Below are 24,853 nucleotides of genomic sequence, written 5' to 3'. Positions count from 1 at the left end.
GCGCTACGGCTTTGCTGCCGTGGCGCCCGCGGCGCCCTTCGAGGCGGGGGCGGGCCGCTCCGGCCGGGCGGTGAGGAACGACGTCCAGCCCTGCTTCGGGGCCTGGCCGACCTCGAGGGTGCGGAGCTTGGCCAGGGTCCGCGGGTCCTGGGCGTCGAGCCAGTCGGCGAGCTGCCGGAAGGAGACGCAGCGCACCTCACGCCGGGTGCAGACGCGCTCGATGGTCTCCTCCACGGCGCGCATGTAGGTGCCGCCGTTCCAGGACTCGAAGTGGTTGCCGATGATCAGGGGCGCGCGGTTGCCGTGGTAGGCACGGGCGAAGCCTCTGAGCAGGCCGTCGCGCATCTGGTCGCCCCAGTACTCGTGCTGCGCCCGGTTGCCCCGGGATGTGGGGCCCGACTGGTTGACCATGAAGTTGTAGTCCATGGCGAGCGTCTCGAAGTCGCGTCCCGGGAACGGGACCAGCTGCATCGACAGATCCCACAGGCCCTGCTTCTTCTTGGGCCAGACCTGGTCGTTGACGCCGCTGGTGTCGTAGCGGAAGCCCATCTCTCGGGCTGCGCGCAGGAAGTTCTGCCGGCCCTCCAAGCATGGCGTGCGGGCGCCGATCAGTTCCTTGTCGTAGTCGAAGGGCAACGGGGAGGCCTGCTGTGTGCCCGTGTTGGTCTTCCAGGACTTCACAAACGACTTGGCCTGGGCGATCTCACTCTTCCAGTCCTCGGCCGACCAGTCGCCGACGCCACCGCTGCCGCAGAAGTGGCCGTTGAAGTGGGTGCCGATCTCGTTGCCCTCGAGCCAGGCGCCGCGCAACTGCTCCGCCGTGTCCCTGACGCCCTGCTCGTCATTGAATCCGATGTCGGAGCGGCCGGCTGAGCGTCCCGGGGGACGGTAGAGGGCGCGCTTCTCGTCCGGCAGCATGTACACGCCGCTCAGGAAGTACGTCATCGTCGCCCTGTTGTCCCGGGCCACCTCGCGGAAGTGGGAGAACAGCTTCTGGCTGTCCTCGCCCGCGCCGTCCCACGAGAACACCACGAACTGCGGCGGCTTCTGACCCGGCCTCAGCCGCTCGGGGCGGGGCAGACGCGGCTGTGCGCCGGTGAAGGCCGTGGAGCCGTCGCCGATCAGACGGAGCACACTCTTCGGCGCCTGGGCGCCCGCCGCAGCGCTCTTGGACGCCCGAGCGCCCGCTGCCTTCTTCGCGCCGCCTTCGCCGATCGCACAACCCGCGAGCGCGAGCCCGCAGAGCGCGGCGACCGTGGCGCCCATGGCGCCCATGGCGATTCTCTGGGTAGCGCCCACCATCCGCCCACCTACTTCCTTCAGATCCGGGAAAACCCGGGCGAACACCGACAGCGCCGCCAAGGTCGCACGAGGGTCCGAAGGAATTAGTGCGACAAGCCGATGAAAGTACGCATTAACTCGCCAGGGTGAATCACTAGCCCATTTGCGCCATTTTCCACCACCTGGCCTTTACTCTCCATTACCATTCATTTACCGAGAGTTGAGAAATCCCGCAACTGTAACGCCGTGTCCCACGGCCGCATTCAGAAGCCCATTTGCGACCGCGTAGTCCCAGAGGAGACGGGAACCAAATGTCCACTTGCACCACCCCTCGAAGCGACGACTCCTCGCATCTGCCCGACGATGGGAGGCCGCACAGCCCGCCCTCCGCCCGCCGCCGCGGTCCCCGGATCGCGGCCGCCGATGTGTCCGCTTCGATCGCCGTCTTCCTGATCGCGCTGCCGCTGTCCCTCGGCATCGCCCTGGCGACCGGGGCGCCGTTGCAGGCGGGCCTCGTCGCCGCCGCCGCAGGGGGGCTCCTGGTCGGCCGGCTCGGTGGCGCGCCGCTCCAGGTGAGCGGGCCCGCTGCCGGGCTCACGGTGGTCACCGCCGACCTCATCCAGCAGTACGGCTGGCGTACGACGTGTGCCATCACCGTGCTCGCCGGGCTCACCCAACTCGCCCTGGGCTTCCTGCGGGTGGCGCGCTCGGCCCTCGCCGTGAGCCCCGCGATCGTGCACGGCATGCTGGCCGGCATCGGCATCACCATCGCCGTCGCCCAGTTGCACATCGTGCTCGGCGGCTCACCGCACAGCTCCGTCGTCGACAACGTCCGCGAGTTGCCCGCCCAGTTGGCCGACCCGCATCTGGCGGCGCTGGCGACGAGCGCCCTGACGCTGGCCGTACTGCTGCTGTGGCCGCGCATTCCTGGGCGGGCGGGGCGAGTTGTCCGTAGAGTGCCGGCGGCGCTCGCCGCGGTCGCGGCGGCCACGGCGGCTGCGATGGTCGCCGGGCTGCGGCTGCCCCGGGTCGACCTGCCCTCCTGGAACAACCACACGCTCGCCGGGCTGCCGGAAGGGCCGGCACTGGGCATCGCCGCGGCCGTGCTGACCATCGCGCTGGTCGGCAGCGTCGAGTCGCTGCTCTCCGCGGTGGCCGTGGACAAACTGGCCGCCGCCCGCAAGAAGGGGCCGCGCATCCCGCGCGCGGACCTCGACCGGGAGCTACGCGGCCAGGGCGCGGCGAACATCGTCTCCGGGGCGCTGGGCGGACTGCCCGTCACGGGCGTCGCGGTGCGCAGCGCGGCCAACGTCCAGACGGGCGCCGTAAGCCGCAACTCCACGATGCTGCACGGCCTGTGGATCGTGATCGCCGCACTGCTGCTGGTGCCCGTACTGGACCTGATCCCGCTGGCCGCACTCGCCGCGCTGGTGGCGGCCGTCGGCGTACAGATGGTGTCGATCACCCACATCCGCACCGTCACCCGCCACCGCGAGATCCTGGTGTACGCGGCCACCACGGCGGGCGTGGTACTCCTCGGCGTCCTCGAAGGCGTGGGGATCGGCGTCGGCGTAGCCGTGGCCGTGGCGCTGCACCGGCTGACCCGTACGCGCATCACCCACGAAGAGGACGAGGACGGCGTCCACCATGTGCGCGTCCGCGGGCAGTTGACGTTTCTCGCCGTGCCGCGGCTCAGCCGGGCGCTGCATCGGGTGCCCCAAGGCGCCCATGCCGTCGTGGAGTTGGATGGCTCCTTCATGGACCACGCGGCATACGAGTCGCTGCAGGACTGGCAGAACGCGCACGCCACGCACGGCGGATCGGTGGAACTGACCGGGCGGGGAGGCACGAGGATCACCGAGCCAGCGGGCGCCACCCAGTGCCACTGCCGACCCTGGACACCATGGCGCAACCACCAGTGCGCGCAGCCGTCGCGGACCGCGCCGCCGGACGGGGGTGCGGGCGAACTGGCCAGCGGTATCAGCGCGTTCCAGCGCAACACCGCTCCCCTGGTGCGCGGCGAGCTGGCCCGGCTTGCGCGGGAGGGCCAGCAGCCCTCGCAGCTCTTCCTGACCTGCGCCGACTCCCGGCTGGTCACCTCGATGATCACCTCCAGTGGCCCCGGCGACCTCTTCGTCGTACGCAATGTCGGCAATCTCGTGCCGCCGCCCGGCGAGGAGAGCGGTGACGACTCGGTGGCGGCCGCGATCGAGTACGCGGTGGAGGTGCTCAAGGTGAGATCCATCACCGTGTGCGGGCACTCCGGATGCGGGGCGATGCAGGCGCTGCTGCACGCCGAACCCACCGGTGGGCGGACGCCGTTGAAGCGGTGGCTGCGGCACGGGCTGCCGAGTCTGGAGCGGGTAGCCGCGAAGGACGGGCCGCTGGCGAGGATTGCCGGACGGGCGCCCGCCGACGCCGTCGAGCAGCTCTGTCTGACCAACGTGGTGCAGCAGTTGGAACATCTACGGGCCCACGAGTCCGTGGCACGGGCGCTGCGGGCGGGCGAGCTCGAACTGCACGGGATGTACTTCCACGTGGGCGAGGCCCAGGCGTATCTGCTCACGGGCGCGCCCGAAGGCCAGAGGTCACTCGAAAGCCAGGAGTGGCCCGGCAGACAAGAGTCGCCCGATAGGCAGGAGGCGCCCGCCGGTCAGAAGTCGCCCGAGAAGCAGCAGGCACCGGACAAGCAGCAGGCGCCCGGCGACCGGTCCGAGGGCGAGCCCGGCGGCATGGTGTTCGACCGGGTAGAGGCGAGAGCGCTGTACGAAGTCGGGGCCTCGGCCCACCCCGCGAACAGCCCTTAACCAGCCGCAAACACCCCACCGCGGCCAGGCTCGCCCACCCACGAGCCTGAACCGCACGCCTCCCCCGTCCGTGAAAACGTGTGGCCCCTGTGTGCAGGGGCCACCACCGCCCCGAACAGGTCTAAACCAATTTCGGCGACGGCCCTTGTCACCAGGGGTCCGCGTCTGATGAGCTGGCCTGGGACACAACGGACACCCTGGGAAAGGGAGATGTCGTGAGCAACGAAAGCCTGGCCAACCTGCTTCGTGAGGAGCGCAGGTTCGCGCCGCCCGCCGACCTGGCCGCGAACGCCAACGTCACTGCGGAGGCGTACGAGCAGGCCAAGGCTGACCGGCTCGGTTTCTGGGCCGAGCAGGCGCGCCGGCTGACCTGGGCCACCGAGCCGACCGAGACGCTGGACTGGTCGAACCCGCCCTTCGCCAAATGGTTCGCGGACGGAAAGCTGAACGTCGCGTACAACTGCGTAGACCGCCACGTGGAGGCCGGGCACGGCGACCGGGTCGCGATCCACTTCGAGGGCGAGCCCGGCGACAGCAAGGCCATCACCTACGCCGAGTTGAAGGACGAGGTCTCCAGGGCCGCCAACGCCCTTACGGAGATCGGAGTTGAGAAGGGCGACCGGGTCGCCATCTACCTGCCGATGATTCCCGAAGCCGTCGTCGCGATGCTGGCCTGCGCCCGTATCGGCGCCGCGCACTCGGTCGTCTTCGGCGGCTTCTCGGCCGACGCCATCGCCACCCGTATCGAGGATGCCAGCGCGAAGCTGGTCATCACCGCGGACGGCGGCTACCGCCGCGGCAAGCCCTCCGCGCTCAAGCCCGCCGTCGACGAGGCGGTCGCGCGGGTCGACGGCGTCGACAAGGTCCTCGTCGTGCGCCGTACGGGCCAGGAGGTCGACTGGACCGAGGGCCGCGACATCTGGTGGCACGAGATCACGCAGAAGCAGTCCGCGGAGCACACGCCCGAGGCGTTCGACGCCGAGCAGCCACTGTTCATCCTCTACACCTCGGGGACGACGGGTAAGCCGAAGGGCATCCTGCACACCTCCGGCGGCTACCTCACGCAGGCCGCGTACACCCATCACGCCGTCTTCGACCTCAAGCCGGAGACCGACGTCTACTGGTGCACGGCCGACATCGGCTGGGTGACGGGCCACTCGTACATCACGTACGGGCCGCTCGCGAACGGCGCGACGCAGGTGATGTACGAGGGCACGCCGGACACCCCTCACCAGGGCCGCTTCTGGGAGATCATCCAGAAGTACGGCGTGACGATCCTCTACACCGCGCCCACCGTGATCCGCATGTTCATGAAGTGGGGCGACGACATCCCCGCGAAGTTCGACCTGTCCAGCCTTCGCGTGCTGGGGTCGGTGGGCGAGCCGATCAACCCCGAGGCGTGGATCTGGTATCGCAAGCACATCGGCGCCGACAAGTGCCCGGTCGTGGACACCTGGTGGCAGACCGAGACCGGCGCGATGATGATCTCGCCGCTGCCGGGCGTGACGGAGGCCAAGCCCGGTTCCGCGCAGCGCGCGCTGCCCGGCATCTCCGCGACGGTCGTCGACGACGAGGCGAACGAAGTGCCGGACGGTGGCGGCGGCTATCTCGTCCTCACCGAGCCGTGGCCGTCGATGCTGCGCACCATCTGGGGCGATGACCAGCGGTTCCTCGACACGTACTGGTCGCGGTTCGAGGGCAAGTACTTCGCCGGGGACGGTGCCAAGAAGGACGAGGACGGCGACATCTGGCTGCTCGGCCGGGTCGACGACGTGATGCTCGTGTCCGGGCACAACATCTCCACCACCGAGGTCGAGTCGGCGCTCGTCTCACACCCCTCCGTCGCCGAGGCGGCGGTCGTGGGCGCGGCGGACGAGACCACCGGCCAGGCGATCGTGGCCTTCGTGATCCTGCGCGGATCGGCCGCCGAGACCGCGGACCTGGTGGGCGAGCTGCGCGCCCACGTCAGCAAGGCCCTCGGCCCGATCGCGAAGCCCAAGCGGATTCTTCCCGTGGCCGAGCTGCCCAAGACCCGCTCCGGCAAGATCATGCGCCGTCTGCTGCGCGACGTCGCCGAGAACCGCGAGCTCGGTGACGTCACCACGCTCACCGACTCCACGGTGATGGACCTGATCCAGACGAAGCTCCCGTCGGCGGCCAGCGAGGACTGACGGTCGTACGGACGATGACGGTCACAGTCGTTCGTACGGCCTGAGAGTCGTACGTACGACGAGAAAGGGCACCCGGCTGCGCGCCGGGTGCCCTTCTTAGGTAGGCTAAGGAAAGCGTCAACAACGCGATAAGAAGCCTGAGGTGCGCCGGGAAGTCTGGTCGGCATGTGCTCTGCCCTGCCTACCGACCGGAGGTCGAATCCACGTGCCCGCGCCCCCGCCCGCTCCCACCGCCACCAAGCGCAAGGTCCTCGGACGGCTCTCGCTCCCCGAGCGGAACTTCGTCGCGGAAGCCCTGCGCACCGAAACCCTCGGCGGCGTGCTGCTGCTGCTCGCCGCGATCGCCGCGCTGATCTGGGCGAACAGCGGCTGGAAGGACAGCTACGAGTCCGTCCGCGACTTCCACTTCGGGCCCGCCTCGCTCGGACTCGATCTCTCCATCGGGCACTGGGCCGCCGACGGACTGCTCGCGGTCTTCTTCTTCGTCGCCGGCATCGAGCTCAAGCGTGAGCTGGTCGCCGGTGATCTCAAGGACCCCAGGGCCGCCGTACTCCCGGTCGTCGCCGCGCTCTGCGGCATGGCGGTGCCCGCGCTCGTCTACACGCTGGTCAGCAGCACAGGCGGCGGCTCGCTCGCCGGCTGGGCCGTGCCGACCGCGACCGATATCGCCTTCGCGCTCGCCGTTCTCGCCGTCATCGGTACGTCGCTGCCGAGCGCCCTGCGCGCCTTCCTGCTCACCCTCGCGGTCGTCGACGACCTCTTCGCGATCCTGATCATCGCGGTGTTCTTCACCGACCACCTGGACTTCGCGGCCCTCGGGGGCGCCGTCGTCGGCCTCGCCGTCTTCTGGCTGCTGCTGAGGAGGGGCGTACGCGGCTGGTATGTGTACGTGCCGCTCGCCCTGGTCATCTGGGGGCTGATGTACAACAGCGGCATCCACGCCACCATCGCCGGTGTCGCGATGGGCCTGATGCTGCGCTGCACGACACACGAGGGCGAGGCGCACTCCCCGGGTGAGCACATCGAGCATCTCGTACGGCCCTTGTCGGCGGGCTTCGCCGTGCCGCTGTTCGCGCTGTTCAGCGCGGGGGTCGCGGTGTCGGGCAACGCGATCGGCGAGGTGTTCACGCGGCCGGAGACGCTGGGGGTCGTGCTCGGTCTTGTCGTCGGCAAGGCGGTCGGCATCTTCGGCGGTACGTGGCTGGCGGCCCGCTTCACCCGGGCCGAGCTTTCCGAGGACCTGGCCTGGCCGGACGTCTTCGCGGTGTCCTCCCTCGCGGGCATCGGCTTCACCGTCTCGCTGCTCATCGGCGAACTCGCCTTCGAGGGCGACGAGGTGCTCACCGACGAGATCAAGGCCGCCGTCCTGACGGGCTCCCTGATCGCGGCCGTCGTCGCGAGCGTCCTGCTCAAGATTCGGAACGCCAAGTACCGCAAGCTGTGCGAGGCCGAGGAGCTGGACGAGGACCTCGACGGCATCCCCGACATCTACGAGCAGGACAACCCGGAGTACCACCTGAGGATGGCGGACATCTACGAGCGGAAGGCCGCCGAACATCGCAGGCTTGCCGAAGTGACCGCCGGGGCAAGCGAGGAGAACAACGGTCCGGCATGATCTGACACACACGCAAAACGCCCCAAGAGTCCAGGGGCTCAGGGGTCGAGACGCCCAAGAGAACAGGGAGAACGCGATGAGCGCACCCGACGGCAGCCCGGTCGGCGCCGAACGCAGCATCGGCCAGCTGTTCGCCTCGGCGACGACCGAGATGTCCGCGCTGGTGCACGACGAGATCGCGCTGGCGAAGGCCCAGCTCAAGCGCGACGTCAAACGCGGTGCGGTGGGCGGCGGCGCCTTCGCGGCGGCCGGGGCGGTGCTGATCTTCTCCCTGCCGATGCTGAGCTTCGCGCTGGCGTACGGGATCCGCACCTGGAGTGACTGGAACCTCGCGGTCTGCTTCCTGCTGTCGTTCGCCGCGAACGTGCTGGTTGCGGGCGTGCTTGCACTGATCGGCGTCGTCTTCGCGAAGAAGGCGAAGAAGGGCAAGGGCCCGCAGAAGACGGCGGCTTCGGTCAAGGAGACCGCGGCCGTCCTGCAGAACGCGAAGCCGCACCCCCGTCAGGTGAACGAGACCGACCGGGTCGGTGAGGGCGTCAAGGCTGTGGCACGCTCGTCCTCATGACGGACCCCGACACACCCTCGGCGCTCCCCACTTCGGTCGTACGGCTCGACGTGCCCGGCGGGAAAGAGGTGCGTCACCGGGACGTCGCCGCCAACGGCGCGCGCTTCCACATCGCGGAAATGGGTGACGGCCCCCTGGTCCTGCTGCTGCACGGCTTCCCGCAGTTCTGGTGGGCCTGGCGGCATCAGCTGGTCGCGCTCGCCGACGCGGGCTTCCGCGCGGTCGCGATGGACCTGCGGGGCGTCGGCGGCAGCGACCGTACGCCCCGCGGCTACGATCCGGCGAACCTCGCCCTCGACATCACCGGGGTCGTACGGTCCCTCGGCGAGCCCGACGCGGCCCTGGTCGGCCATGATCTCGGCGGCTATCTGGCGTGGACGGCGGCCGTGATGCGCCCCAAGCTGGTGCGCCGGCTCGCGGTCGCCTCGATGCCGCACCCCCGGCGCTGGCGCTCGGCGATGCTCAGGGACATGAGGCAGACCAAGGCGGGATCGTACATCTGGGGCTTTCAGCGGCCCTGGATCCCGGAGCGCCAACTCGTCGCCGACGAAGGCGCCTTGGTCGGCCGTCTCGTACGGGACTGGTCCGGGCCTCGGCTGCCGGACGACGAGGACGTGGCCATGTACCAGCGGGCGATGCTCATCCCGTCGACGGCGCACTGCTCGGTCGAGCCGTACCGCTGGATGGTGCGTTCGCTGGCCCGGCCGGACGGCATCCAGTTCAACCGCCGGATGAAGCGGCCGGTGCGGGTGCCGACGCTGCACTTGCACGGCTCGCTCGATCCGGTGATGCGGACGCGCAGCGCGGCGGGCTCCGGGGAGTACGTCGAAGCGCCGTACCGCTGGCGGCTGTTCGACGGGCTGGGGCACTTTCCGCACGAGGAGGATCCGGTGGCGTTCTCCACCGAGCTCATCAACTGGCTCAAGGACCCAGAACCGGATCGCTGAGCCGTCCACGGGAGCGCTCGAGCCCCCGCTGAGGGCCCTCCCACGGGAACACCTGTCCTACGAACGGCCAATGCCTGGCGCATAGGCCAATTGGGGGGCATGGGGGCGGTTATCGACCTTGGGGCAGGGGCAGGGGTCGGAGTATGGGCTGGACGCACGACTACAGTGACGCAGCACGCAACCGCCGCTCGGCCGGTGGTCTGAGTTCCCACCAGAGGGGTGCCCCGCAGATGCAGGGCACGGACCCTCGGCTGGGCATCCCACGCATTCTGAGGCGCCGGGCCCGCTGGGTCTCGGCGCGCCTGCGCCACCCTCGCGGCTGACTCCGCTCACGGCACACCCGGTTACAGCGCGCAGCTGTCGCTGTCCACCTGCTGGACGGCGGTACGGCCCTTGGCGATGTCCTCCTGGACCTCGTCCGCGGTGAGGGCGTACCCCGTCTGCGGGTCGTCGAGGGACTTCGCGAAGACCACTCCGTACACCTTGCCGTCCGGGGTGAGCAGCGGGCCGCCGGAGTTGCCCTGGCGCACGGTCGCGTAGAGCGAGTAGACATCGCGGCGCACGGTGCCCCGGTGGTAGATGTCCGGGCCGGTGGGCGCGATGCGGCCGCGTACGCGCGCGGAGCCGACGGTGTACGAGCCGTTCTCGGGGAAGCCCGCGACGATCGCGCTGTCGCCGCCCGCCGCGTCCTCGGACGTGAACTGGAGGGCGGGCGCGCGCAGTTCGGGCACGTCGAGTACGGCGATGTCGCGCTTCCAGTCGTAAAGCACGACCTTCCCGGCGTACCGCTTGCCCTCGCCGCCTATCTGGACGTACGGCTCGTCGACGCCGCCCACCACGTGCGCGTTCGTCATCACGCGACGCTGGTCGAAGACGAAGCCGGTGCCTTCCAGGACCTTGCCGCAGCTCTGGGCGGTGCCGGTGACCTTGACGATGGAATGCTGGGCGCGGGCGGCGACCGGGCTGTTGACGAGGGCCGGGTCGGGGGCCTGCACTTCGTTGATGGGCTCGTTCGAGAACGGGCTGAAGACCTGCGGGAAGCCGTTCTGCGCGAGGACCGAGGAGAAGTCGGCGAACCAGGTGTCGGCCTGATCGGGAAGGGCCCGCGACACGCCGAGCAGCACCTTGGAGTTACGGACCTCCTTGCCGAGCGTCGGCAGTGTCGTACCGGCGAGGGCTGAGCCGATCAGCCAGGCGACCAGCAGCATCGCCACGACGTTGACCAGGGCGCCGCCCGTGGCGTCCAGGGCGCGGGCAGGGGACCAGGTGATGTACCGGCGCAGCTTGTTGCCCAGGTGGGTGGTGAGGGCCTGGCCGACGGAGGCACAGACGATCACGATGACCACCGCGACAACGGCGGCCGTGGTGCCCACCTCGGCGTCATCGGTCAGGGCGTCCCAGATGACGGGCAGCAGGTAGACGGCGACGAGACCGCCGCCCAGGAAGCCGATCACCGACAGGATGCCGACGACGAACCCCTGGCGATAGCCCACGATCGCGAACCACACGGCGGCGACCAGCAGCAGGATGTCCAGCACGTTCACTGATTCAAGCCTCGCCTCGTCACTTCACGTTTCGCCATCGCCCGGCCGCGGGTCCGGCCCGCCGCGCAGCGGCAATGGGACACAGCGTCCACCGGGAAGACACAGCACGGGTGCCACCCTGTCATGCGCGCCAGTCGAGCGGGACCTGCTTAGTGCGGTCCCAAGGTCGTTCCCAGCCCGAGTAGTGCAGGAGGCGGTCGATGATTCCGGCCGTGAAGCCCCAGACGAGGGCCGATTCGACCAGGAATGCCGGACCTCGGTGGCCGCTGGGGTGGACGGTCGTCGCGCGGTTGGCGGGATCCGTGAGATCCGCCACGGGGACCGTGAACACCCGGGCCGTCTCGTTCGGATCGACGACACCCACCGGCGTACGTTCACGCCACCAGCCCAGCACCGGGGTGACCACGAAGCCGCTCACCGGGATGTAGAGCGCGGGCAGTACGCCGAAGAGCTGGACGCCGCTCGGGTCGAGCCCGGTCTCCTCCTCGGCCTCACGGAGAGCGGCCCGCAGCGGCCCGTCTGCCTTCGGGTCGCCGTCCTCGGGGTCGAGGGCGCCACCGGGGAACGACGGCTGCCCCGCATGCGATCTGAGCGAACTGGCCCGCTCCATGAGCAGCAGCTCGGGGCCGCACTCCCCCTCGCCGAACAGGATCAGTACGGCGGACTGGCGGCCCGCGCCGTTGGCCGGCGGCAGGAAGCGGCTCAGCTGGAGCGGCTCCACCGTCTCCACGGCGTGCACCACCGGGTCCAGCCAGTCGGGCAGGCCCTCCTTGCTCAGGCTCAGTTGGCCGCCTCGCATATCACTCGCGTGCGTCATCGACACCCCCGTTCTGCTGATCTCAACGCCCGTGGCCCGTCCGATCGTTCCGTCATCCCGAATCCGCTGCGGTCGCGCTCGGTACGGGCGCCCCGAGCGGCGGCGCGGGAAGGCCGCCCGCGTCCAGATAAGCCTGCGGGGGCTTTAGGCGCTGACCGGGGAAGCCGCCCTTCTCGTACTTCAGAAGCTTCTTGGCCTTCTCCGGGTCCGTCTCGCCCTCTCCGTATGCCGGGCAGAGCGGGGCGATGGGGCAGGCGCCGCAGGCGGGTTTGCGGGCGTGGCAGATCCGGCGGCCGTGCCAGATCACGTGGTGGGAGAGGTCCGTCCAGTCGCTCTTGGGGAAGAGCGAGCCCACGACCGCCTCGATCTTGTCCGGCTCCTTCTCGTCGGTCCACTGCCAGCGGCGTACGAGCCGCTGGAAGTGGGTGTCCACGGTGATTCCCGGCCTCCCGAAGGCGTTGCCGAGCACGACGAAGGCGGTCTTACGGCCCACTCCGGGAAGCTTGACCAGATCCTCCAGGCGTCCGGGCACCTCGCCACCGAAGTCGTCCCGCAGAGCCTTGGAGAGCCCTATCACCGACTTGGTCTTGGCCCGGAAGAACCCGCACGGCCGCAGGATCTCCTCGACCTCTTCGGGGTTCGCCGCGGCCAGGTCCTCCGGGGTGGGGTACTTGGCGAAGAGGGTCGGCGTCGTCTGGTTCACCCGCAGGTCGGTCGTCTGGGCCGACAGGACGGTGGCGATCACGAGCTGGAAGGGGTTCTCGAAGTCCAGCTCCGGGTGGGCGTACGGGTAGACCTCGGCGAGCTCGCGGTTGATACGGCGGGCGCGTCGGACTAGGGCCGTACGGGATTCGTTACGGGGCGGAGTGGCGGCCGGCGCTTTGGCGGGTGCGGCCTTCTTGGTGGCCGTTTTCGCGGGTGCGGCCTTCTTGGCAGCGGCTGCCTTCTTGGCGGTGGCCTTGGCGGCAGCGGCCTCCGGCGCCGTCCGAGCAGCCTTCTTCGCCGGCGCGGCCTTTTTCGTCGTAGCCGTTGCCTTCTTCGCGGCACCCGGCGTCCGCTTGGCCGGTGCCGGATGTGCCGCCTTTGCCGTTTTCTTCGTTCCGTCGGGGCTCTGTTCGCCCACAGCGGAATCGCGACGTGCAGCCACCCGTTCAGCCCCCTTGGCCTGTGCTCTCACCGGCGATTTGGACACCCGGCCAGCCTAAAGCCCACCACTGACATCCGCCCCGGCCCTCCGGGATTGGACGCCAATTGGCCCCCTGCCGCACTGTCCGGCACGTACGTGCGGCAGACTTGTGACTGATCACACTGTTTGGACCGTCCGGCAATATGGGGAGCACCGTCCCCTGGTACACGGGGGAGCAAGATCCCCTGAGCAGGTCGACAAGGAGAGAACTCGTGGACGACGTTCTGCGGCGCGCCCCGCTCTTCGCGGCGCTCGATGACGAGCAGGCCGCGGAGCTCCGCGCCTCCATGAGTGAGGTGACCCTCGCGCGCGGCGACGCGCTCTTCCATGAGGGTGACCCGGGTGACCGCCTGTACGTGGTCACCGAAGGCAAGGTCAAGCTCCACCGCACGTCCCCTGACGGCCGCGAGAACATGCTGGCCGTCCTCGGTCCCGGCGAGCTCATCGGCGAGCTGTCGCTGTTCGACCCGGGTCCGCGTACGGCGACCGCCAGCGCGCTGACCGAGGTCAAGCTGCTGGGGCTGGGCCATGGCGACCTTCAGCCGTGGCTGAACGCGCGGCCCGAGGTGGCGGCCGCGCTGCTGCGCGCTGTCGCGCGGCGGCTGCGTAAGACGAACGATCAGATGTCCGATCTGGTCTTCTCGGACGTTCCCGGGCGGGTTGCGCGTGCGCTGCTCGACCTGTCGCGGCGCTTCGGTGTGCAGTCCGAAGAGGGCATCCATGTGGTGCATGACCTCACGCAGGAAGAGCTCGCCCAGTTGGTCGGCGCCTCGCGTGAGACGGTCAACAAGGCGCTTGCCGACTTTGCCGGGCGTGGGTGGCTTCGGCTGGAGGCGCGTGCGGTGATTTTGCTGGATGTGGAGCGGTTGGCCAAGCGGTCGCGCTGACGCTGGGTCTTGGCCGTACGGCTCTGGGGTCCCGCCCATTTGTTGGGCGGGGCCCTTTTGTTGTCGCCCGCCGGGTGGGCGGGGCGGGATGGGTCTCGCCCCCGCCGCCCCTTCCCGTCCCATCCCTGGGGCTGCGCCCGAGAGCCCCCGCCCAGGGGTGGGGTGACAGGTCGTGTCGCGACTGCGGGTGCTTCGTGGTTGCTCGCGCCCACGCGGCGGAGCCGCAAATCGACACAGCCCCGCGCCCCTTACGGGGCCTAGATGAGGCCGTGCTCCCGCAGATAGTCCAGCTGCGCCCGCACCGACAGCTCCGCCGCCGGCCACAGCGAGCGGTCCACGTCGGCGTACACATGCGCCACTACCTCGCTCGGAGTGCGGTAGCCGTCCTCGACCGCTGTTTCGATCTGGGCCAGGCGGTGGGCTCGGTGGGCCAGGTAGTACTCGACGGCTCCCTGGGCGTCGTCCAGGACGGGGCCGTGGCCCGGTAGGACCGTGTGTACGCCGTCGTCGACTGTCAGGGACCGCAGTCGGCGCAGGGTGTCCAGGTAGTCGCCGAGGCGGCCGTCGGGGTGGGCGACGACCGTGGTGCCTCGGCCCAGGATCGTATCGCCGGTCAAGACTGCCTGGTCGGTGGGGAGATGGAAGCAGAGCGAGTCGGCGGTGTGCCCGGGGGTTGGTACGACGCGCAGCTCCAGGCCGCCCGTCCTGATCACGTCTCCGGCCGCCAGGCCCTCGTCGCCGAGCCGTAGCGCCGGGTCGAGCGCCCGCACCTTCGTGCCGGTCAGCTCCGCGAACCGGGTGGCGCCCTCGGCATGGTCGGGGTGCCCGTGCGTCAGCAGGGTCAGCGCGACCCGCTTGCCCGCCTTCTCGGCGGTGTCCACGACATTGCGCAGATGTACGTCGTCCAAGGGCCCCGGATCGATCACCACCGCGAGCTCGGAGTCCGGCTCGGACACGATCCACGTGTTCGTCCCGTCGAGCGTCATCGGGGACGCGTTGGGCGCGAGAACGTTGATCGCACGCGGTGTGGCGGGACCGTCGAGAGCCCCGCCCCGCGGCTGGCCCGGGAGGGCTGCTGCGTCCGTCATGTGTGGGCGCCTTCCATCGGGGGCGGCAGCACCTCACGTAGTCGGCCGGAGGTCGGCACAGCGTCTCGCGGTGCCCGATATGCCGCTACCGCGGCGTGGCCGCGAATCGGTGCGAGGGACGCACGAAGAAATGGGCCCCCGCCCCGCGGCTGGCCGGGAAGGGCTGCTGCGTCCGTCATGCGGGGGCTCCACCGGTTGGGATGTGCTTGGTGAACTCGTCGTGGCCCGGCCAGGTCAGTACCAGTTCGCCGTTCTCCAGGCGGGCCTGGGCCAGGACGGGGGCCAGGTCGCGCCCGGGTGCTGCGGCGAGGGCCTCGGCGGCAGTGGCGTATGAGCGGAGCTGGCGCAAGGTCGCGATGGTGGGCGGCATCATCAGGAGGTCGCCCTTGTCGTACGCGTCCGCCGCCTCCCCGGGGCGGATCCAGACGGTGCTCTCGGCCTCCGTAGAGGCATTGCGGGTGCGCTGCCCCTCCGGGAGGGCGGCCACGAAAAACCATGTGTCGTAGCGGCGAGGTTCGAACTCCGGGGTGATCCAGCGCGTCCACGCCCCCAGGAGGTCGGATCGCAGCACGAGCCCCCTACGTTCCAGGAACTCGGCGAAGGAGACGTCCCGGGCGACCAGGGCTTCACGGTCCGCCTCCCAGTCGTCGCCCGTGGTGTCGCCGACAACGCTGTCCGGGGTGGGGCCGGCGAGCAGCACGCCCGCCTCCTCGTACGTCTCGCGCACCGCCGCGCAGACGATCGCCTGGGCGGAGGTCTCGTCGACGCCGAGCCGGGATGCCCACCACGCGCGCGTGGGACCCGTCCAGCGGATCTGCCGCTCGTCGTCCCTGGGGTCCACGCCGCCTCCGGGATAGGCGTACGCGCCTCCGGCGAAGGCCATGGAGGCGCGTCTGCGCAGCATGTGTACGGCGGGAGTGCCGTCGGTGTCCTTGAGCAGCATGACGGTGGCCGCCCGCTTGGGGACGACCGGTGTGAGCCTGCCCTCCGCGAGCGCGCGGATACGGTCCGGCCACTCCGGTGGATACCACTGCCCATTCGCCATGCGCGGAGGCTATCCCGTAGAGAGCTGATGTTCGAGAGGCAACAATCGCCTGCTCCAAGGGCCGCCCGGAGGAACCAATGCGGAACCAACGCCCCAGGGAGCCCGATCCACGAACGATCACCGACCGACCGGCTCCCCAGGGGGCCCGATTACGCCTCCGTCAGCCCCAGAGGACCGGACTACGCCTCCGTCAGCTCCACCTGGATCTCGACCTCCACCGGTGAGTCCAGCGGCAGCACCGCCACCCCGACCGCGCTTCGCGCGTGTACGCCCTTGTCGCCCAGGACCGCGCCCAGCAGCTCGCTCGCGCCGTTCACGACGGCGGGCTGGGCCGTGAAGTCGGGGGCCGAGGCCACGAAGCCGACGACCTTGACCACGCGCGCGACGCGGTCGAGGTCACCCGCGATCGACTTGACCGCGGCCAGGGCGTTCAGCGCACAGGTGGCGGCCAGTTCCTTGGCCGCCTCCGGAGCGACCTCCGCACCCACCTTGCCGGTGGCCACGAGCTTGCCGTCCACCATGGGGAGCTGGCCGGAGGTGTAGACGTACACCCCGCTCTGCACAGCGGGCTGGTACGCGGCCAGCGGCGGCACCACCTCGGGCAGGGTCAGCCCGAGTTCGGCCAGCTTGGACTCGACGGCGCTCATGCCTGCTTCTCGCGCTTCAGGTAGGCCACCAGCTGCTCGGGGTTGTTCGGCCCGGGCACGACCTGGACGAGCTCCCAGCCGTCCTCGCCCCAGGTGTCCAGAATCTGCTTCGTGGCATGGACGAGCAGCGGCACAGTCACGTATTCCCACTTGGTCATGTGGCCGACTGTATCCGCTGCCCCGCACGGCCTTCCGCTCGCCCGGCGGCCTGGGTTCCGCGTGACTTGCGGCCTGCCTCCGCACACCTCAGTACCCAGCTCCCCCGCACGTTCTCCACAGCCTCCGCCACCCGTTGTCCACAGCCACCTGCGTAGCCCGGCCGCCGACTGGTTAGGCTCGAAGATGTGAGCAGGCTCCAGGTCGTCAGCGGCAAGGGCGGTACCGGTAAGACGACGGTCGCCGCAGCCCTCGCGCTCGCCCTCGCCACGGAGGGCAAGCGCACCCTCCTGGTCGAGGTCGAGGGCAGGCAGGGCATCGCGCAACTCTTCGAGACGGAGGCGCTGCCCTATGAGGAGCGGAAGATCGCCGTCGCACCCGGGGGCGGGGAGGTGTTCGCCCTCGCCATAGACCCCGAGCTGGCGCTTCTCGACTACCTCCAGATGTTCTACAAACTGGGGGGCGCCGGACGGGCCCTGAAGAAGCTCGGCGCCATCGACTTCGCCACGACGATCGCGCCCGGCCTCAGGGACGTACTACTGACCGGCAAGGCCTGTGAGGCGGTCCGCAGGAAGGACAAGACCGGGCGGTTCGTGTACGACTACGTCGTCATGGACGCCCCGCCGACGGGCCGCATCACCCGCTTCCTGAACGTGAACGACGAGGTGGCGGGCCTCGCCAAGATGGGTCCGATACACAACCAGGCCCAGGCCGTCATGCGGGTCCTCAAGTCCCGTGAGACGGCCGTGCACTTGGTGGCCCTCCTGGAGGAGATGCCCGTCCAGGAGACGGTCGACGGGGCCTCCGAACTGCGTGCCGCGAAGCTCCCGGTGGGCAGGATCATCGTGAACATGGTGCGGCCCACGATCCTCGACGAGGACGACCTGGCGCTCACCCGCGAGGTGCCGCGCACGGCCATCGCCAAGTCGCTGTCCGCGGCCGGACTCGGCGGCGCACGCCGCGGCGGGGTCGCCGAGCGGCTCGTGGAACCGCTGCTCACCCAGGCGGACGAGTACGCCGAGCGGTACGCACTGGAGCGCGAGCAGCGGGCCGTACTCCAGGAGCTCGGCCTTTCGCTGCACGAACTCCCGCTGCTCGCCGAGGGACTGGACCTCGCGGGCCTGTACGAACTCGCCACCGAACTGCGCCGGCAGGGGATCTCATGAGCTTGGACCCGGTCCGCGTCCTGGACGTCGACCCGCTGCTCGACGACCCGAAGACCCGCATCGTGGTCTGCTGCGGGGCGGGCGGCGTCGGCAAGACCACCACCGCGGCGGCCCTCGGGCTGCGGGCGGCCGAGCGCGGCCGGAAGGTGGTCGTCCTCACCATCGACCCGGCGCGCAGGCTGGCCCAGTCGATGGGCATCGACGCGCTCGACAACACCCCGCGCCGGGTGAAGGGCATCGACGACTCCGCGGACGGCGAACTGCACGCGATGATGCTCGACATGAAGCGCACCTTCGACGAGATCGTCGAGGCGCACGCGGATCCCGAGCGGGCCGCCGCGATTCTGGGCAATCCCTTCTACCAGTCGCTGTCGGCGGGCTTCGCGGGCACGCAGGAGTACATGGCGATGGAGAAGCTGGGCCAGCTGCGGGCCCGCGACGAATGGGACCTGATCGTCGTCGATACGCCCCCGTCCCGCTCGGCGCTGGACTTCCTGGACGCCCCTAAGCGGCTCGGTTCCTTCCTGGACGGCAGGCTGATCCGGCTGCTGACCGCGCCGGCGAAGCTGGGCGGCCGGGCCGGGATGAAGTTCCTGAACGTCGGGATGTCGATGATGACCGGCACCCTGGGCAAGCTGCTCGGCGGTCAACTCCTCAAGGACGTCCAGACGTTCGTGGCCGCGATGGACACCACCTTCGGTGGTTTCCGTACCCGCGCGGACGCCACGTACAAGCTCCTCCAGGCACCCGGCACGGCCTTCCTGGTGGTGGCGGCCCCGGAGCGCGACGCGCTGCGCGAGGCCGCGTACTTCGTGGAGCGGCTGGCCGCCGAGACCATGCCGCTGGCGGGTCTGGTGCTGAACCGGGTGCACAGCAGCGGCGCCGCTCAGCTGTCCGCCGAGCGGGCGCTCGCCGCCGCGGAAAATCTTGCGGAAGCCCGCATTGTCGATCAGGAGGGTGGGAAAGCTGGACTTCGTAACTCTCCCGACACGTATGACAGTTCAGAATCTCCCGCTTCCGCCGTTCCCGAGGCTCCCGCACCCGACGCAGGCTCCCCCGCCGCGGACCGGATCGACGCCGAAGGAGCAGGGACGGCCCGGACCGTCGAGCAACTCACCGCAGGTCTACTGAGGTTGCACGCCGAGCGCATGCGGCTGCTCTTCCGCGAGCAGCGCACGCGCGACCGCTTCACCGCGCTCCACCCCGAGGTGGCGGTGGCAGAAGTGGCCGCGCTGCCCGGCGATGTGCACGACCTCGCAGGGCTGCGGGACATCGGGGACCGGCTCGCGGCCGGTTCGTAGTGCGTGTCCGGCCGGAGCTGCGTGGGCCTCTCGGGGTCGCCTGGACCCGGCTGCGTACGGGACCTCGCGGGCCCATGTTCGCAGACAGCGTCGTATACGGCCCGTACGGCAGCAGTCGTGGACGGCTGCGCACGGTGCTTGTAGGTACGCGCGACCGCGGCGGTACGTACCTGACGTGACCGCGGTTCCGCGGGAGGTGACCGCGGCGAGCGGTCAGCCCACCGCCGCGTAGTGCTCGTACACCTCTTCCTCGTCGAGGGGCAGAATGCCCGCCCCCCGCTCGTACTCAGTGCGCGCTGTCTCGAGCAGCCTGCGCCAGGAGGTGACGGTTGGCCGCCTGCGCAGCAGTGCGCGGCGCTCCCGCTCCGTCATCCCTCCCCACACGCCGAACTCGACGCGGTTGTCCAGCGCGTCGGCAAGGCATTCCGTACGCACCGGACATCCGGTGCACACTGCCTTCGCCCTGTTCTGCGCTGCTCCTTGAACGAACAGTTCGTCCGGATCGGTAGTGCGACAGGCCGCCTGCGCACTCCAGTCGGTTACCCAGCCCATACCGGCGCCGTCCTCTCCCGAATCGAGGCTCCCCCACGGCGGCAGCGGCATATTCACCGCCGCCAGTTGAGGACGTTACGGAAGGTGGGCACAGTCAACCAGCCCCTGCGGGCCCAATCTTGAATGGCCCGAATGGACTATGGGTACGCGGCAGATCACCCAACGGAGTGAGCTGACGGCATACGTAACCTTCCTGGCAAACCAGGACAGTTGAGCTGCGTCACAACGGACGCCAAGTGACACATGAGGCGGATTCGGGCACGAGCCCAACAAAAAAGTTGGGAATCGACTGGAACGATTCGGGGTCGCCAGCCGTATTGATACGTAGCCCTGCTGCTGTGACAGTTGTGAGCAGCTTAGGCCAAGGCCTATACGCGTGTCCGGCGAATGAGAACGTAGGCTGCCCTCATGGCAAACAAGCGATCGGGTGGAGGCCTGTCTCCGGTTCAGCAGGCCGCCAAGTTCCTGGGTGTCAGCGTGCTCGCCGGAGCCGTCGCGGCGGGCATCGCGCTGCCCGCGGCCGGCGCACTCGGGCTGGCGGCCAAGGGCTCGGTCGAGGGATTCGACGAGATCCCCGCCAACCTCAAGCGTCCGCCGCTGAGTCAGCGCACCACGATCCTGGACAACCAGGGCGGGCGTATCGCCACGGTCTACTCGCGCGACCGCACCGTGGTCGAACTCAAGGACATCTCGCCGTACATGCAGCAGGCGATCGTCGCGATCGAGGACTCCCGCTTCTACAAGCACGGTGCGGTGGACCTCAAGGGCATCCTGCGCGCGCTCAACCGGAACGCGCAGAGCGGCGAAGTGTCCCAGGGCGCGTCCACGCTGACGCAGCAGTACGTGAAGAACGTCTTCGTGGAGGAGGCCGGCGACGACCCGACGCTTGTCGCCCAGGCCACGCAGCAGACCCTCGGTCGCAAGATCAAGGAACTGAAGCACGCGATTCAGGTCGAGGAAGAGCTCGGCAAGAAGAAGATCCTCGAGAACTACCTGAACATCACGTTCTTCGGCCAGCAGGCCTACGGCGTCGAGGCCGCGGCCCAGCGCTACTTCTCCACGTCCGCCAAGGACCTGAAGCTGGAGCAGGCCGCACTGCTCGCCGGCGTCGTCCAGTCACCGACCCGCTACGACCCGGTCAACGACGAGCAAGAGGCGATACAGCGGCGCAACGTGGTGCTCCAACGCATGGCCGACCTGGGCAACGTCTCCCAGGCGGAGGCCGACGAGGCCAAGGAGATGCCGCTCGGCCTGAAGGTCAGCAAGCCGAACAACGGGTGTATTACGGCAGTCAAGGGCGCGAGCTTCTTCTGTGACTACGTCCGCGAACTGGTGCTGAACGACAAGGTCTTCGGCAAGACCAAGAAGGCCCGGGCGAAGCTCTGGAACGAGGGCGGCCTGACGATCCGTACGACGCTCGACCCGCAGTCCCAGAAATCGGTCCAGGCCTCGATCAAGAACCACGTCCGGAAGTCGGACAAGGTTGCCACGGCGGCCACGCTGGTCGAGCCGGGCACCGGCAAGATCCTCGGCATGGGCCAGTCGAAGCCGTTCGGCTACGGCAAGAACGAGACCGAGCTCAACTACTCGGTCGACCGCGGTTTCGGCGGCTCGGCCTTCGGCTTCCCGACCGGTTCGACCTTCAAGCCGTTCCTGGCCGCGGCCGCCCTCGAGGAGGGCACCCCGCCGATCCAGGAGTACCCGGCACCGTTCGAAATGCCGTATCCGGAGACGGTGCAGACCTGTGATGGGAGTCCTTGGCGGAACTCGGAAGGCGCCAAGGTGGAGAACGAGGACGAGTCCGAGGTCGGCCCGTACCGCCTGCGGGAGGCGATGGAGAAATCCGTCAACACCTACTTCGTGCAGATGATCGAGGACATCGGCATGTGCCCGGTGTCCAAGATCCTGGACAAGATGGGCGTCGTGCAGGGCAACGGCAAGAAGCTGCCGATCGTGCCGTCTTCCCTCACTCTCGGCTCCACCGGCATCTCGCCGCTGACGATGGCGAGCGCGTACGCGACCTTCGCCAACCGCGGGACGTACTGCACGCCGATCGCCATCGAGTCGATCAACCGGCGGATGGGCGGCGAGACCAAGTCGATCGAGGTTCCGAAGTCGACCTGCAGCAGGGCGATGTCCGAGACCACGGCGGACACCATCAACCAGCTGCTGGGCGGAGTGGTCGACTCCGGTACGGGACAGCAGGCAGGCCTCTCCGACCGCGACAACGCGGGTAAGACGGGTACGACCGACGAGCGCAGGAACGCCTGGTTCGTCGGCTACACGCCGAACATGTCCGGCGCCGTCTGGGTCGGCAGCGCCACCCAGGCCGTCAAGATGTCGAACATCACGATCGGCGGCCAGTGGCACGAGAAGGTTTACGGCGGCAGGGTGCCCGGCCCGATCTGGAAGGACGCCATGACCGGCGCCCTCGAGGGCAAGGAGGCCCCGGGCTTCAACCCCGTCGTCATCCCCGACCCGCCCGACGAGGACAGGGACCGCCCGGGCGACGGCGACAACGGCGACGACCGCGGGAACGGCAACGGTGGGAACGGCAACGGTGGCATAGGTGACCTCCCCATCCCCCAGCCGTCCTTCTCGATCCCGGAGGAGTGGACGATCGGCGGTGGCAACGGGAATGGCGGGAACGGGAACGGCGGTCGGTTCCCGTAGGCCGTAGGCCTCTTGGCCGTTGACGGTAAGCCTCCTGGCCGTTGACGCCGTACGACGGCATTGATGCTCGTACGACGGTGGGGGCGCCCCTTGTTGCAAGGGGCGCCCCCACCGTCGTATCGGCGTATCGCGTACGGCTGTGCAGGCCTCGGAGTACGGCTGTGCAGCCTGGGAGTCCGGATCCTCAGCCCGCGAGCTGCTTCTTGACCAGTGCGGCGACGCGGCCACCCTCGGCCAGGCCCGCCACCTTCGGGTTCACGATCTTCATGACCTGGCCCATGGCGCGCGGGCCCTCGGCGCCGGCCGCCTTCGCCTCATCGACCGCCTGGGCGACGATCTGCTGGAGCTCGTCGTCGGACAGCTGCTTGGGGAGGTACTCGGCGAGGATCTCGCCCTCCGCCTTCTCCCGCTCGGCCGACTCGGCGCGACCGCCCTGCGCGAAGGCCTCGGCGGCTTCACGGCGCTTCTTCGCCTCACGGGTGATCACCTTGGTGATCTCCTCGTCGGAGAGCTCGCGCTTCTCCTTGCCCGCGACCTCCTCCTTCGTGATCGCGGCGAGGGTCAGCCGGAGCGTCGAGGAGCGGAGCTCGTCGCGCTCCTTGATCGCGGCGTTGAGGTCTTCCTGCAGCTTCGACTTGAGCGTGGTCATGGGGTCGATTGTCGCAGGTGTGGTGGGACAACGGCCCGTCGTTTTCCCGCGGCACGCGTTCGGTTGCCCGGGGAAGGCCGCCGTGCGGCTTCGGTCGTACGGCCCTGGGGAGAGGCGTGCGGCTTCGGTCGTACGGCAGTGGGGACAGCCGTGCGGCTTCGGGGTACGCGCCGTCTGACACGATGGGCGTATGCGCGCGCGATACGGAGTACCTTTGGGAATCACGGCGGCCGGTGCCGCCGGTCTGGTCTACTCGGTGGGTTTCGAGGCCCGTTCCTTCCGCCTGCGGCGGGTGACGGTGCCCGTACTGCCGCCGGGCATGCGCCCGCTCCGTGTCCTCCAGGTCTCCGACATCCACATGGTGAGCGGCCAGCGCAAGAAGCAGCGCTGGCTGCGCTCGCTGGCCGGGCTGCGCCCCGACTTCGTGATCAACACGGGGGACAACCTCTCCGACTCGGAGGCGATCCCGGAGGTCCTGGACGCGCTCGGCCCGCTGATGGAGTTCCCCGGCGCATACGTCTTCGGCTCGAACGACTACTACGGGCCCAGACTCCGCAACCCCGCCCGGTACTTGCTGGAAAAGGTGCAGGGACGGCACGGGCTGAACGGCAACCCGCCCGTCGTAGGCGCCCTCCACAACCCGTGGGAGGACCTGCGCGACGGCTTCAACTCGGCGGGCTGGCTGAACCTGACGAACGTCCGGGGTTCGCTGAAGATCGACGGCCTGGAGATCGAGCTGACCGGCCTGGACGACCCGCACATCAAACATGACCGGTACGAGAGCGTGGCCGGCGGCCCCTCCGACTCGGCCGACTTCTCGATGGGCATCGTCCACGCCCCGTACCTGCGCGTCCTCGACGCCTTCACCGCGGACGGCTACCCCCTGACCCTGGCCGGCCACACCCACGGCGGCCAGCTCTGCCTCCCCTTCTACGGCGCCTTCGTCACCAACTGCGACCTGGACACGGACCGCGTGAAGGGCCTGTCCACGCATACGTCGGCCGACCGAACCTCGTACCTGCACGTCTCGGCAGGCTGCGGCACGAACCGCTACACGCCGGTACGGTTCGCCTGCCCGCCGGAGGCTACGTTGCTGACGCTGGCGGGGCGGGAGTAGCGGCCGGCTCCGCACCGCCGGCTCCCGAAAAACCGGATTTCGCCTCCAGCCACCAGTGGGCTAAAGTAATCGACGTCGCCACGACACAGCCCACTCGAAGTGGCCTGCTCAAAGCGACACCGGGGTGTAGCGCAGCTTGGCAGCGCGCTTCGTTCGGGACGAAGAGGTCGTGGGTTCAAATCCCGCCACCCCGACGCTGGTCAGAGGGCCATTCGCATGATCGCGAATGGCCCTCTTTCATGCTCGGGGGGCCAAACGGGGGGCCAAACGAATTTGATCAGGCCACCTCGTCACCCTCTTCCTGGTCTTCCGCCTCCTCCTCTTCCTGATCTTCGGCGAAGATGTCGTCCATCGCTTCGGCACCCTTCGTGATCACGGGCCGGAGCTGTTTTCGGTAGACGGCTTCTGTGGTGGCCTGACTGCTGTGGCCGACCAACAGGGCGATGGTCTCCAGCGGGATGCCGTGGTCGGAGAGCAGGGACACGAAGCTGTGCCGAGCTCTCTGGGCGTCCACTCGTCGGCGTTGATCCCCTCGGCATCCTTGAGCGCCTGGCGGAAGGCCCGTCGGACGTTGGTCGCGTCAAGGCCCGCGCACGGCGCGGGCGCGCGCCGCCTCTGCGGCGCGCTCGGCGGCTGCGG

At 69.3% G+C, this 24,853-nt stretch carries 21 protein-coding genes, 1 tRNA gene and 1 pseudogene; 12 read left to right on the top strand and 11 right to left on the bottom strand.

The annotated features are described in order from the left end of the window. Positions 1-3: 3 nt before the first annotated feature. On the bottom strand, positions 4-1,299 hold the full coding sequence (locus OHT21_RS25855; RefSeq protein WP_328774221.1) for a hypothetical protein: 1,296 nt from the start codon (positions 1,297-1,299) through the stop codon (positions 4-6). Positions 1,300-1,592: 293 nt separating this feature from the next. Here OHT21_RS25855 and OHT21_RS25850 point away from each other — a divergent pair, with 293 nt between their 5' ends. From OHT21_RS25850 to OHT21_RS25825, 6 genes are all read left to right on the top strand, one after another. After that, positions 1,593-4,088 (top strand): bifunctional SulP family inorganic anion transporter/carbonic anhydrase, encoded by a 2,496-nt coding sequence (locus OHT21_RS25850; RefSeq protein WP_328770714.1) that lies wholly within the window; start codon positions 1,593-1,595, stop codon positions 4,086-4,088. A 173-nt stretch (positions 4,089-4,261) separates the two neighbouring features. Further along, positions 4,262-6,259 (top strand): acetate--CoA ligase, encoded by a 1,998-nt coding sequence (gene acs / locus OHT21_RS25845; protein ID WP_328774220.1) that lies wholly within the window; start codon positions 4,262-4,264, stop codon positions 6,257-6,259. A gap of 205 nt (positions 6,260-6,464) precedes the next feature. Further along, complete coding sequence (gene nhaA / locus OHT21_RS25840; RefSeq protein WP_328770713.1) at positions 6,465-7,874, top strand: Na+/H+ antiporter NhaA; 1,410 nt, start codon at positions 6,465-6,467, stop codon at positions 7,872-7,874. Positions 7,875-7,950: 76 nt separating this feature from the next. Then, positions 7,951-8,439, top strand: a complete 489-nt coding sequence (locus OHT21_RS25835) for a phage holin family protein (RefSeq protein WP_328770712.1) — start codon at positions 7,951-7,953, stop codon at positions 8,437-8,439. Further along, positions 8,436-9,386, top strand: a complete 951-nt coding sequence (locus OHT21_RS25830; protein WP_328770711.1) for an alpha/beta fold hydrolase — start codon at positions 8,436-8,438, stop codon at positions 9,384-9,386. Before OHT21_RS25835 ends, OHT21_RS25830 begins: the two co-directional genes overlap by 4 nt. 143 nt (positions 9,387-9,529) lie before the next feature. Further along, positions 9,530-9,709, top strand: a complete 180-nt coding sequence (locus OHT21_RS25825) for a hypothetical protein (protein WP_078491910.1) — start codon at positions 9,530-9,532, stop codon at positions 9,707-9,709. Positions 9,710-9,730: 21 nt separating this feature from the next. On the opposite strand, the gene OHT21_RS25820 is transcribed toward OHT21_RS25825, so the two are convergent. From OHT21_RS25820 to nth, 3 genes are all read right to left on the bottom strand, one after another. Then, on the bottom strand, positions 9,731-10,930 hold the full coding sequence (locus tag OHT21_RS25820) for a MarP family serine protease (RefSeq protein ID WP_328770710.1): 1,200 nt from the start codon (positions 10,928-10,930) through the stop codon (positions 9,731-9,733). Positions 10,931-11,051: 121 nt separating this feature from the next. Beyond that, positions 11,052-11,747 carry an NUDIX hydrolase gene (locus OHT21_RS25815; protein WP_328770709.1) on the bottom strand — a complete coding sequence of 232 codons (696 nt, stop codon included), beginning with the start codon at positions 11,745-11,747 and terminating at the stop codon, positions 11,052-11,054. A 52-nt stretch (positions 11,748-11,799) separates the two neighbouring features. After that, complete coding sequence (gene nth / locus OHT21_RS25810) at positions 11,800-12,894, bottom strand: endonuclease III (protein WP_328770708.1); 1,095 nt, start codon at positions 12,892-12,894, stop codon at positions 11,800-11,802. 251 nt (positions 12,895-13,145) lie between these two features. Between nth and OHT21_RS25805 the strand changes: the two genes are divergently transcribed. Further along, positions 13,146-13,820 carry a Crp/Fnr family transcriptional regulator gene (locus tag OHT21_RS25805; RefSeq protein ID WP_016642758.1) on the top strand — a complete coding sequence of 225 codons (675 nt, stop codon included), beginning with the start codon at positions 13,146-13,148 and terminating at the stop codon, positions 13,818-13,820. A 257-nt stretch (positions 13,821-14,077) separates the two neighbouring features. Here the strand turns inward: OHT21_RS25805 and OHT21_RS25800 are convergent, their stop codons facing one another. The 4 genes from OHT21_RS25800 to OHT21_RS25785 all read right to left on the bottom strand — a co-directional run bounded on the left by OHT21_RS25800 (position 14,078) and on the right by OHT21_RS25785 (position 16,758). Continuing rightward, positions 14,078-14,908 (bottom strand): MBL fold metallo-hydrolase, encoded by an 831-nt coding sequence (locus tag OHT21_RS25800; protein ID WP_328770707.1) that lies wholly within the window; start codon positions 14,906-14,908, stop codon positions 14,078-14,080. Between the two features lie 175 nt (positions 14,909-15,083). Continuing rightward, a complete protein-coding gene (locus tag OHT21_RS25795; RefSeq protein ID WP_328770706.1) occupies positions 15,084-15,953 on the bottom strand; it encodes an NUDIX hydrolase in 870 nt (289 codons plus the stop codon). A 179-nt stretch (positions 15,954-16,132) separates the two neighbouring features. Continuing rightward, complete coding sequence (locus OHT21_RS25790) at positions 16,133-16,600, bottom strand: RidA family protein (protein ID WP_328770705.1); 468 nt, start codon at positions 16,598-16,600, stop codon at positions 16,133-16,135. Further along, complete coding sequence (locus OHT21_RS25785; protein ID WP_003981536.1) at positions 16,597-16,758, bottom strand: DUF4177 domain-containing protein; 162 nt, start codon at positions 16,756-16,758, stop codon at positions 16,597-16,599. Before OHT21_RS25785 ends, OHT21_RS25790 begins: the two co-directional genes overlap by 4 nt. Positions 16,759-16,944: 186 nt before the next feature. On the opposite strand from OHT21_RS25785, the gene OHT21_RS25780 reads away from it, so the two are divergent. Both OHT21_RS25780 and OHT21_RS25775 read left to right on the top strand, forming a co-directional pair. Next, the gene (locus OHT21_RS25780; protein WP_328770704.1) at positions 16,945-17,922 is read left to right on the top strand and encodes an ArsA-related P-loop ATPase; all 978 of its coding nucleotides are present in this window, start codon (positions 16,945-16,947) and stop codon (positions 17,920-17,922) included. Further along, positions 17,919-19,223, top strand: coding sequence for an ArsA family ATPase (locus tag OHT21_RS25775; protein WP_328770703.1), 1,305 nt, complete (start codon positions 17,919-17,921; stop codon positions 19,221-19,223). Before OHT21_RS25780 ends, OHT21_RS25775 begins: the two co-directional genes overlap by 4 nt. 213 nt (positions 19,224-19,436) lie before the next feature. Here the strand turns inward: OHT21_RS25775 and wblA are convergent, their stop codons facing one another. Further along, the gene (gene wblA, locus OHT21_RS25770) at positions 19,437-19,775 is read right to left on the bottom strand and encodes a transcriptional regulator WblA (RefSeq protein WP_033321758.1); all 339 of its coding nucleotides are present in this window, start codon (positions 19,773-19,775) and stop codon (positions 19,437-19,439) included. Between the two features lie 408 nt (positions 19,776-20,183). Here wblA and OHT21_RS25765 point away from each other — a divergent pair, with 408 nt between their 5' ends. Continuing rightward, positions 20,184-22,448: a transglycosylase domain-containing protein gene (locus OHT21_RS25765; protein ID WP_328770702.1), complete on the top strand. Its 2,265-nt coding sequence runs from the start codon at positions 20,184-20,186 to the stop codon at positions 22,446-22,448. Between the two features lie 184 nt (positions 22,449-22,632). Here the strand turns inward: OHT21_RS25765 and OHT21_RS25760 are convergent, their stop codons facing one another. Then, positions 22,633-23,097 carry a GatB/YqeY domain-containing protein gene (locus tag OHT21_RS25760; protein WP_328770701.1) on the bottom strand — a complete coding sequence of 155 codons (465 nt, stop codon included), beginning with the start codon at positions 23,095-23,097 and terminating at the stop codon, positions 22,633-22,635. 190 nt (positions 23,098-23,287) lie between these two features. Here OHT21_RS25760 and OHT21_RS25755 point away from each other — a divergent pair, with 190 nt between their 5' ends. Then, positions 23,288-24,214, top strand: coding sequence for a metallophosphoesterase (locus OHT21_RS25755; RefSeq protein ID WP_328770700.1), 927 nt, complete (start codon positions 23,288-23,290; stop codon positions 24,212-24,214). Positions 24,215-24,334: 120 nt separating this feature from the next. Further along, a tRNA-Pro gene (locus OHT21_RS25750) sits at positions 24,335-24,408 on the top strand. A gap of 83 nt (positions 24,409-24,491) precedes the next feature. Here the strand turns inward: OHT21_RS25750 and OHT21_RS25745 are convergent. Further along, positions 24,492-24,799, bottom strand: a pseudogene (locus OHT21_RS25745) (tyrosine-type recombinase/integrase); the annotation flags it as partial. Between the last annotated feature and the right edge of the window lie 54 nt (positions 24,800-24,853).

Source organism: Streptomyces sp. NBC_00286, assembly GCF_036173125.1.
GTDB lineage: Bacteria > Actinomycetota > Actinomycetes > Streptomycetales > Streptomycetaceae > Streptomyces.
The sequence above is the reverse complement of the archived record's forward strand: the minus strand, read 5'-3'. Positions and strand labels throughout refer to the sequence as shown.

Bases quoted from the DNA above. Each gene is read 5' to 3' on its own strand.
- OHT21_RS25755 (WP_328770700.1), top strand. From the start codon at position 23,288: ATGCGCGCGCGATACGGAGTACCTTTGGGAATCACGGCGGCCGGTGCC.
- OHT21_RS25850 (WP_328770714.1), top strand. From the start codon at position 1,593: ATGTCCACTTGCACCACCCCTCGAAGCGACGACTCCTCGCATCTGCCC.
- OHT21_RS25825 (WP_078491910.1), top strand. From the start codon at position 9,530: ATGGGCTGGACGCACGACTACAGTGACGCAGCACGCAACCGCCGCTCG.
- wblA (WP_033321758.1), bottom strand. From the start codon at position 19,775: ATGGGCTGGGTAACCGACTGGAGTGCGCAGGCGGCCTGTCGCACTACC.
- OHT21_RS25795 (WP_328770706.1), bottom strand. From the start codon at position 15,953: ATGGCGAATGGGCAGTGGTATCCACCGGAGTGGCCGGACCGTATCCGC.
- OHT21_RS25800 (WP_328770707.1), bottom strand. From the start codon at position 14,908: ATGACGGACGCAGCAGCCCTCCCGGGCCAGCCGCGGGGCGGGGCTCTC.
- OHT21_RS25835 (WP_328770712.1), top strand. From the start codon at position 7,951: ATGAGCGCACCCGACGGCAGCCCGGTCGGCGCCGAACGCAGCATCGGC.
- OHT21_RS25775 (WP_328770703.1), top strand. From the start codon at position 17,919: ATGAGCTTGGACCCGGTCCGCGTCCTGGACGTCGACCCGCTGCTCGAC.
- OHT21_RS25830 (WP_328770711.1), top strand. From the start codon at position 8,436: ATGACGGACCCCGACACACCCTCGGCGCTCCCCACTTCGGTCGTACGG.
- OHT21_RS25815 (WP_328770709.1), bottom strand. From the start codon at position 11,747: ATGACGCACGCGAGTGATATGCGAGGCGGCCAACTGAGCCTGAGCAAG.
- OHT21_RS25790 (WP_328770705.1), bottom strand. From the start codon at position 16,600: ATGAGCGCCGTCGAGTCCAAGCTGGCCGAACTCGGGCTGACCCTGCCC.
- OHT21_RS25760 (WP_328770701.1), bottom strand. From the start codon at position 23,097: ATGACCACGCTCAAGTCGAAGCTGCAGGAAGACCTCAACGCCGCGATC.
- OHT21_RS25785 (WP_003981536.1), bottom strand. From the start codon at position 16,758: ATGACCAAGTGGGAATACGTGACTGTGCCGCTGCTCGTCCATGCCACG.
- OHT21_RS25765 (WP_328770702.1), top strand. From the start codon at position 20,184: ATGGCAAACAAGCGATCGGGTGGAGGCCTGTCTCCGGTTCAGCAGGCC.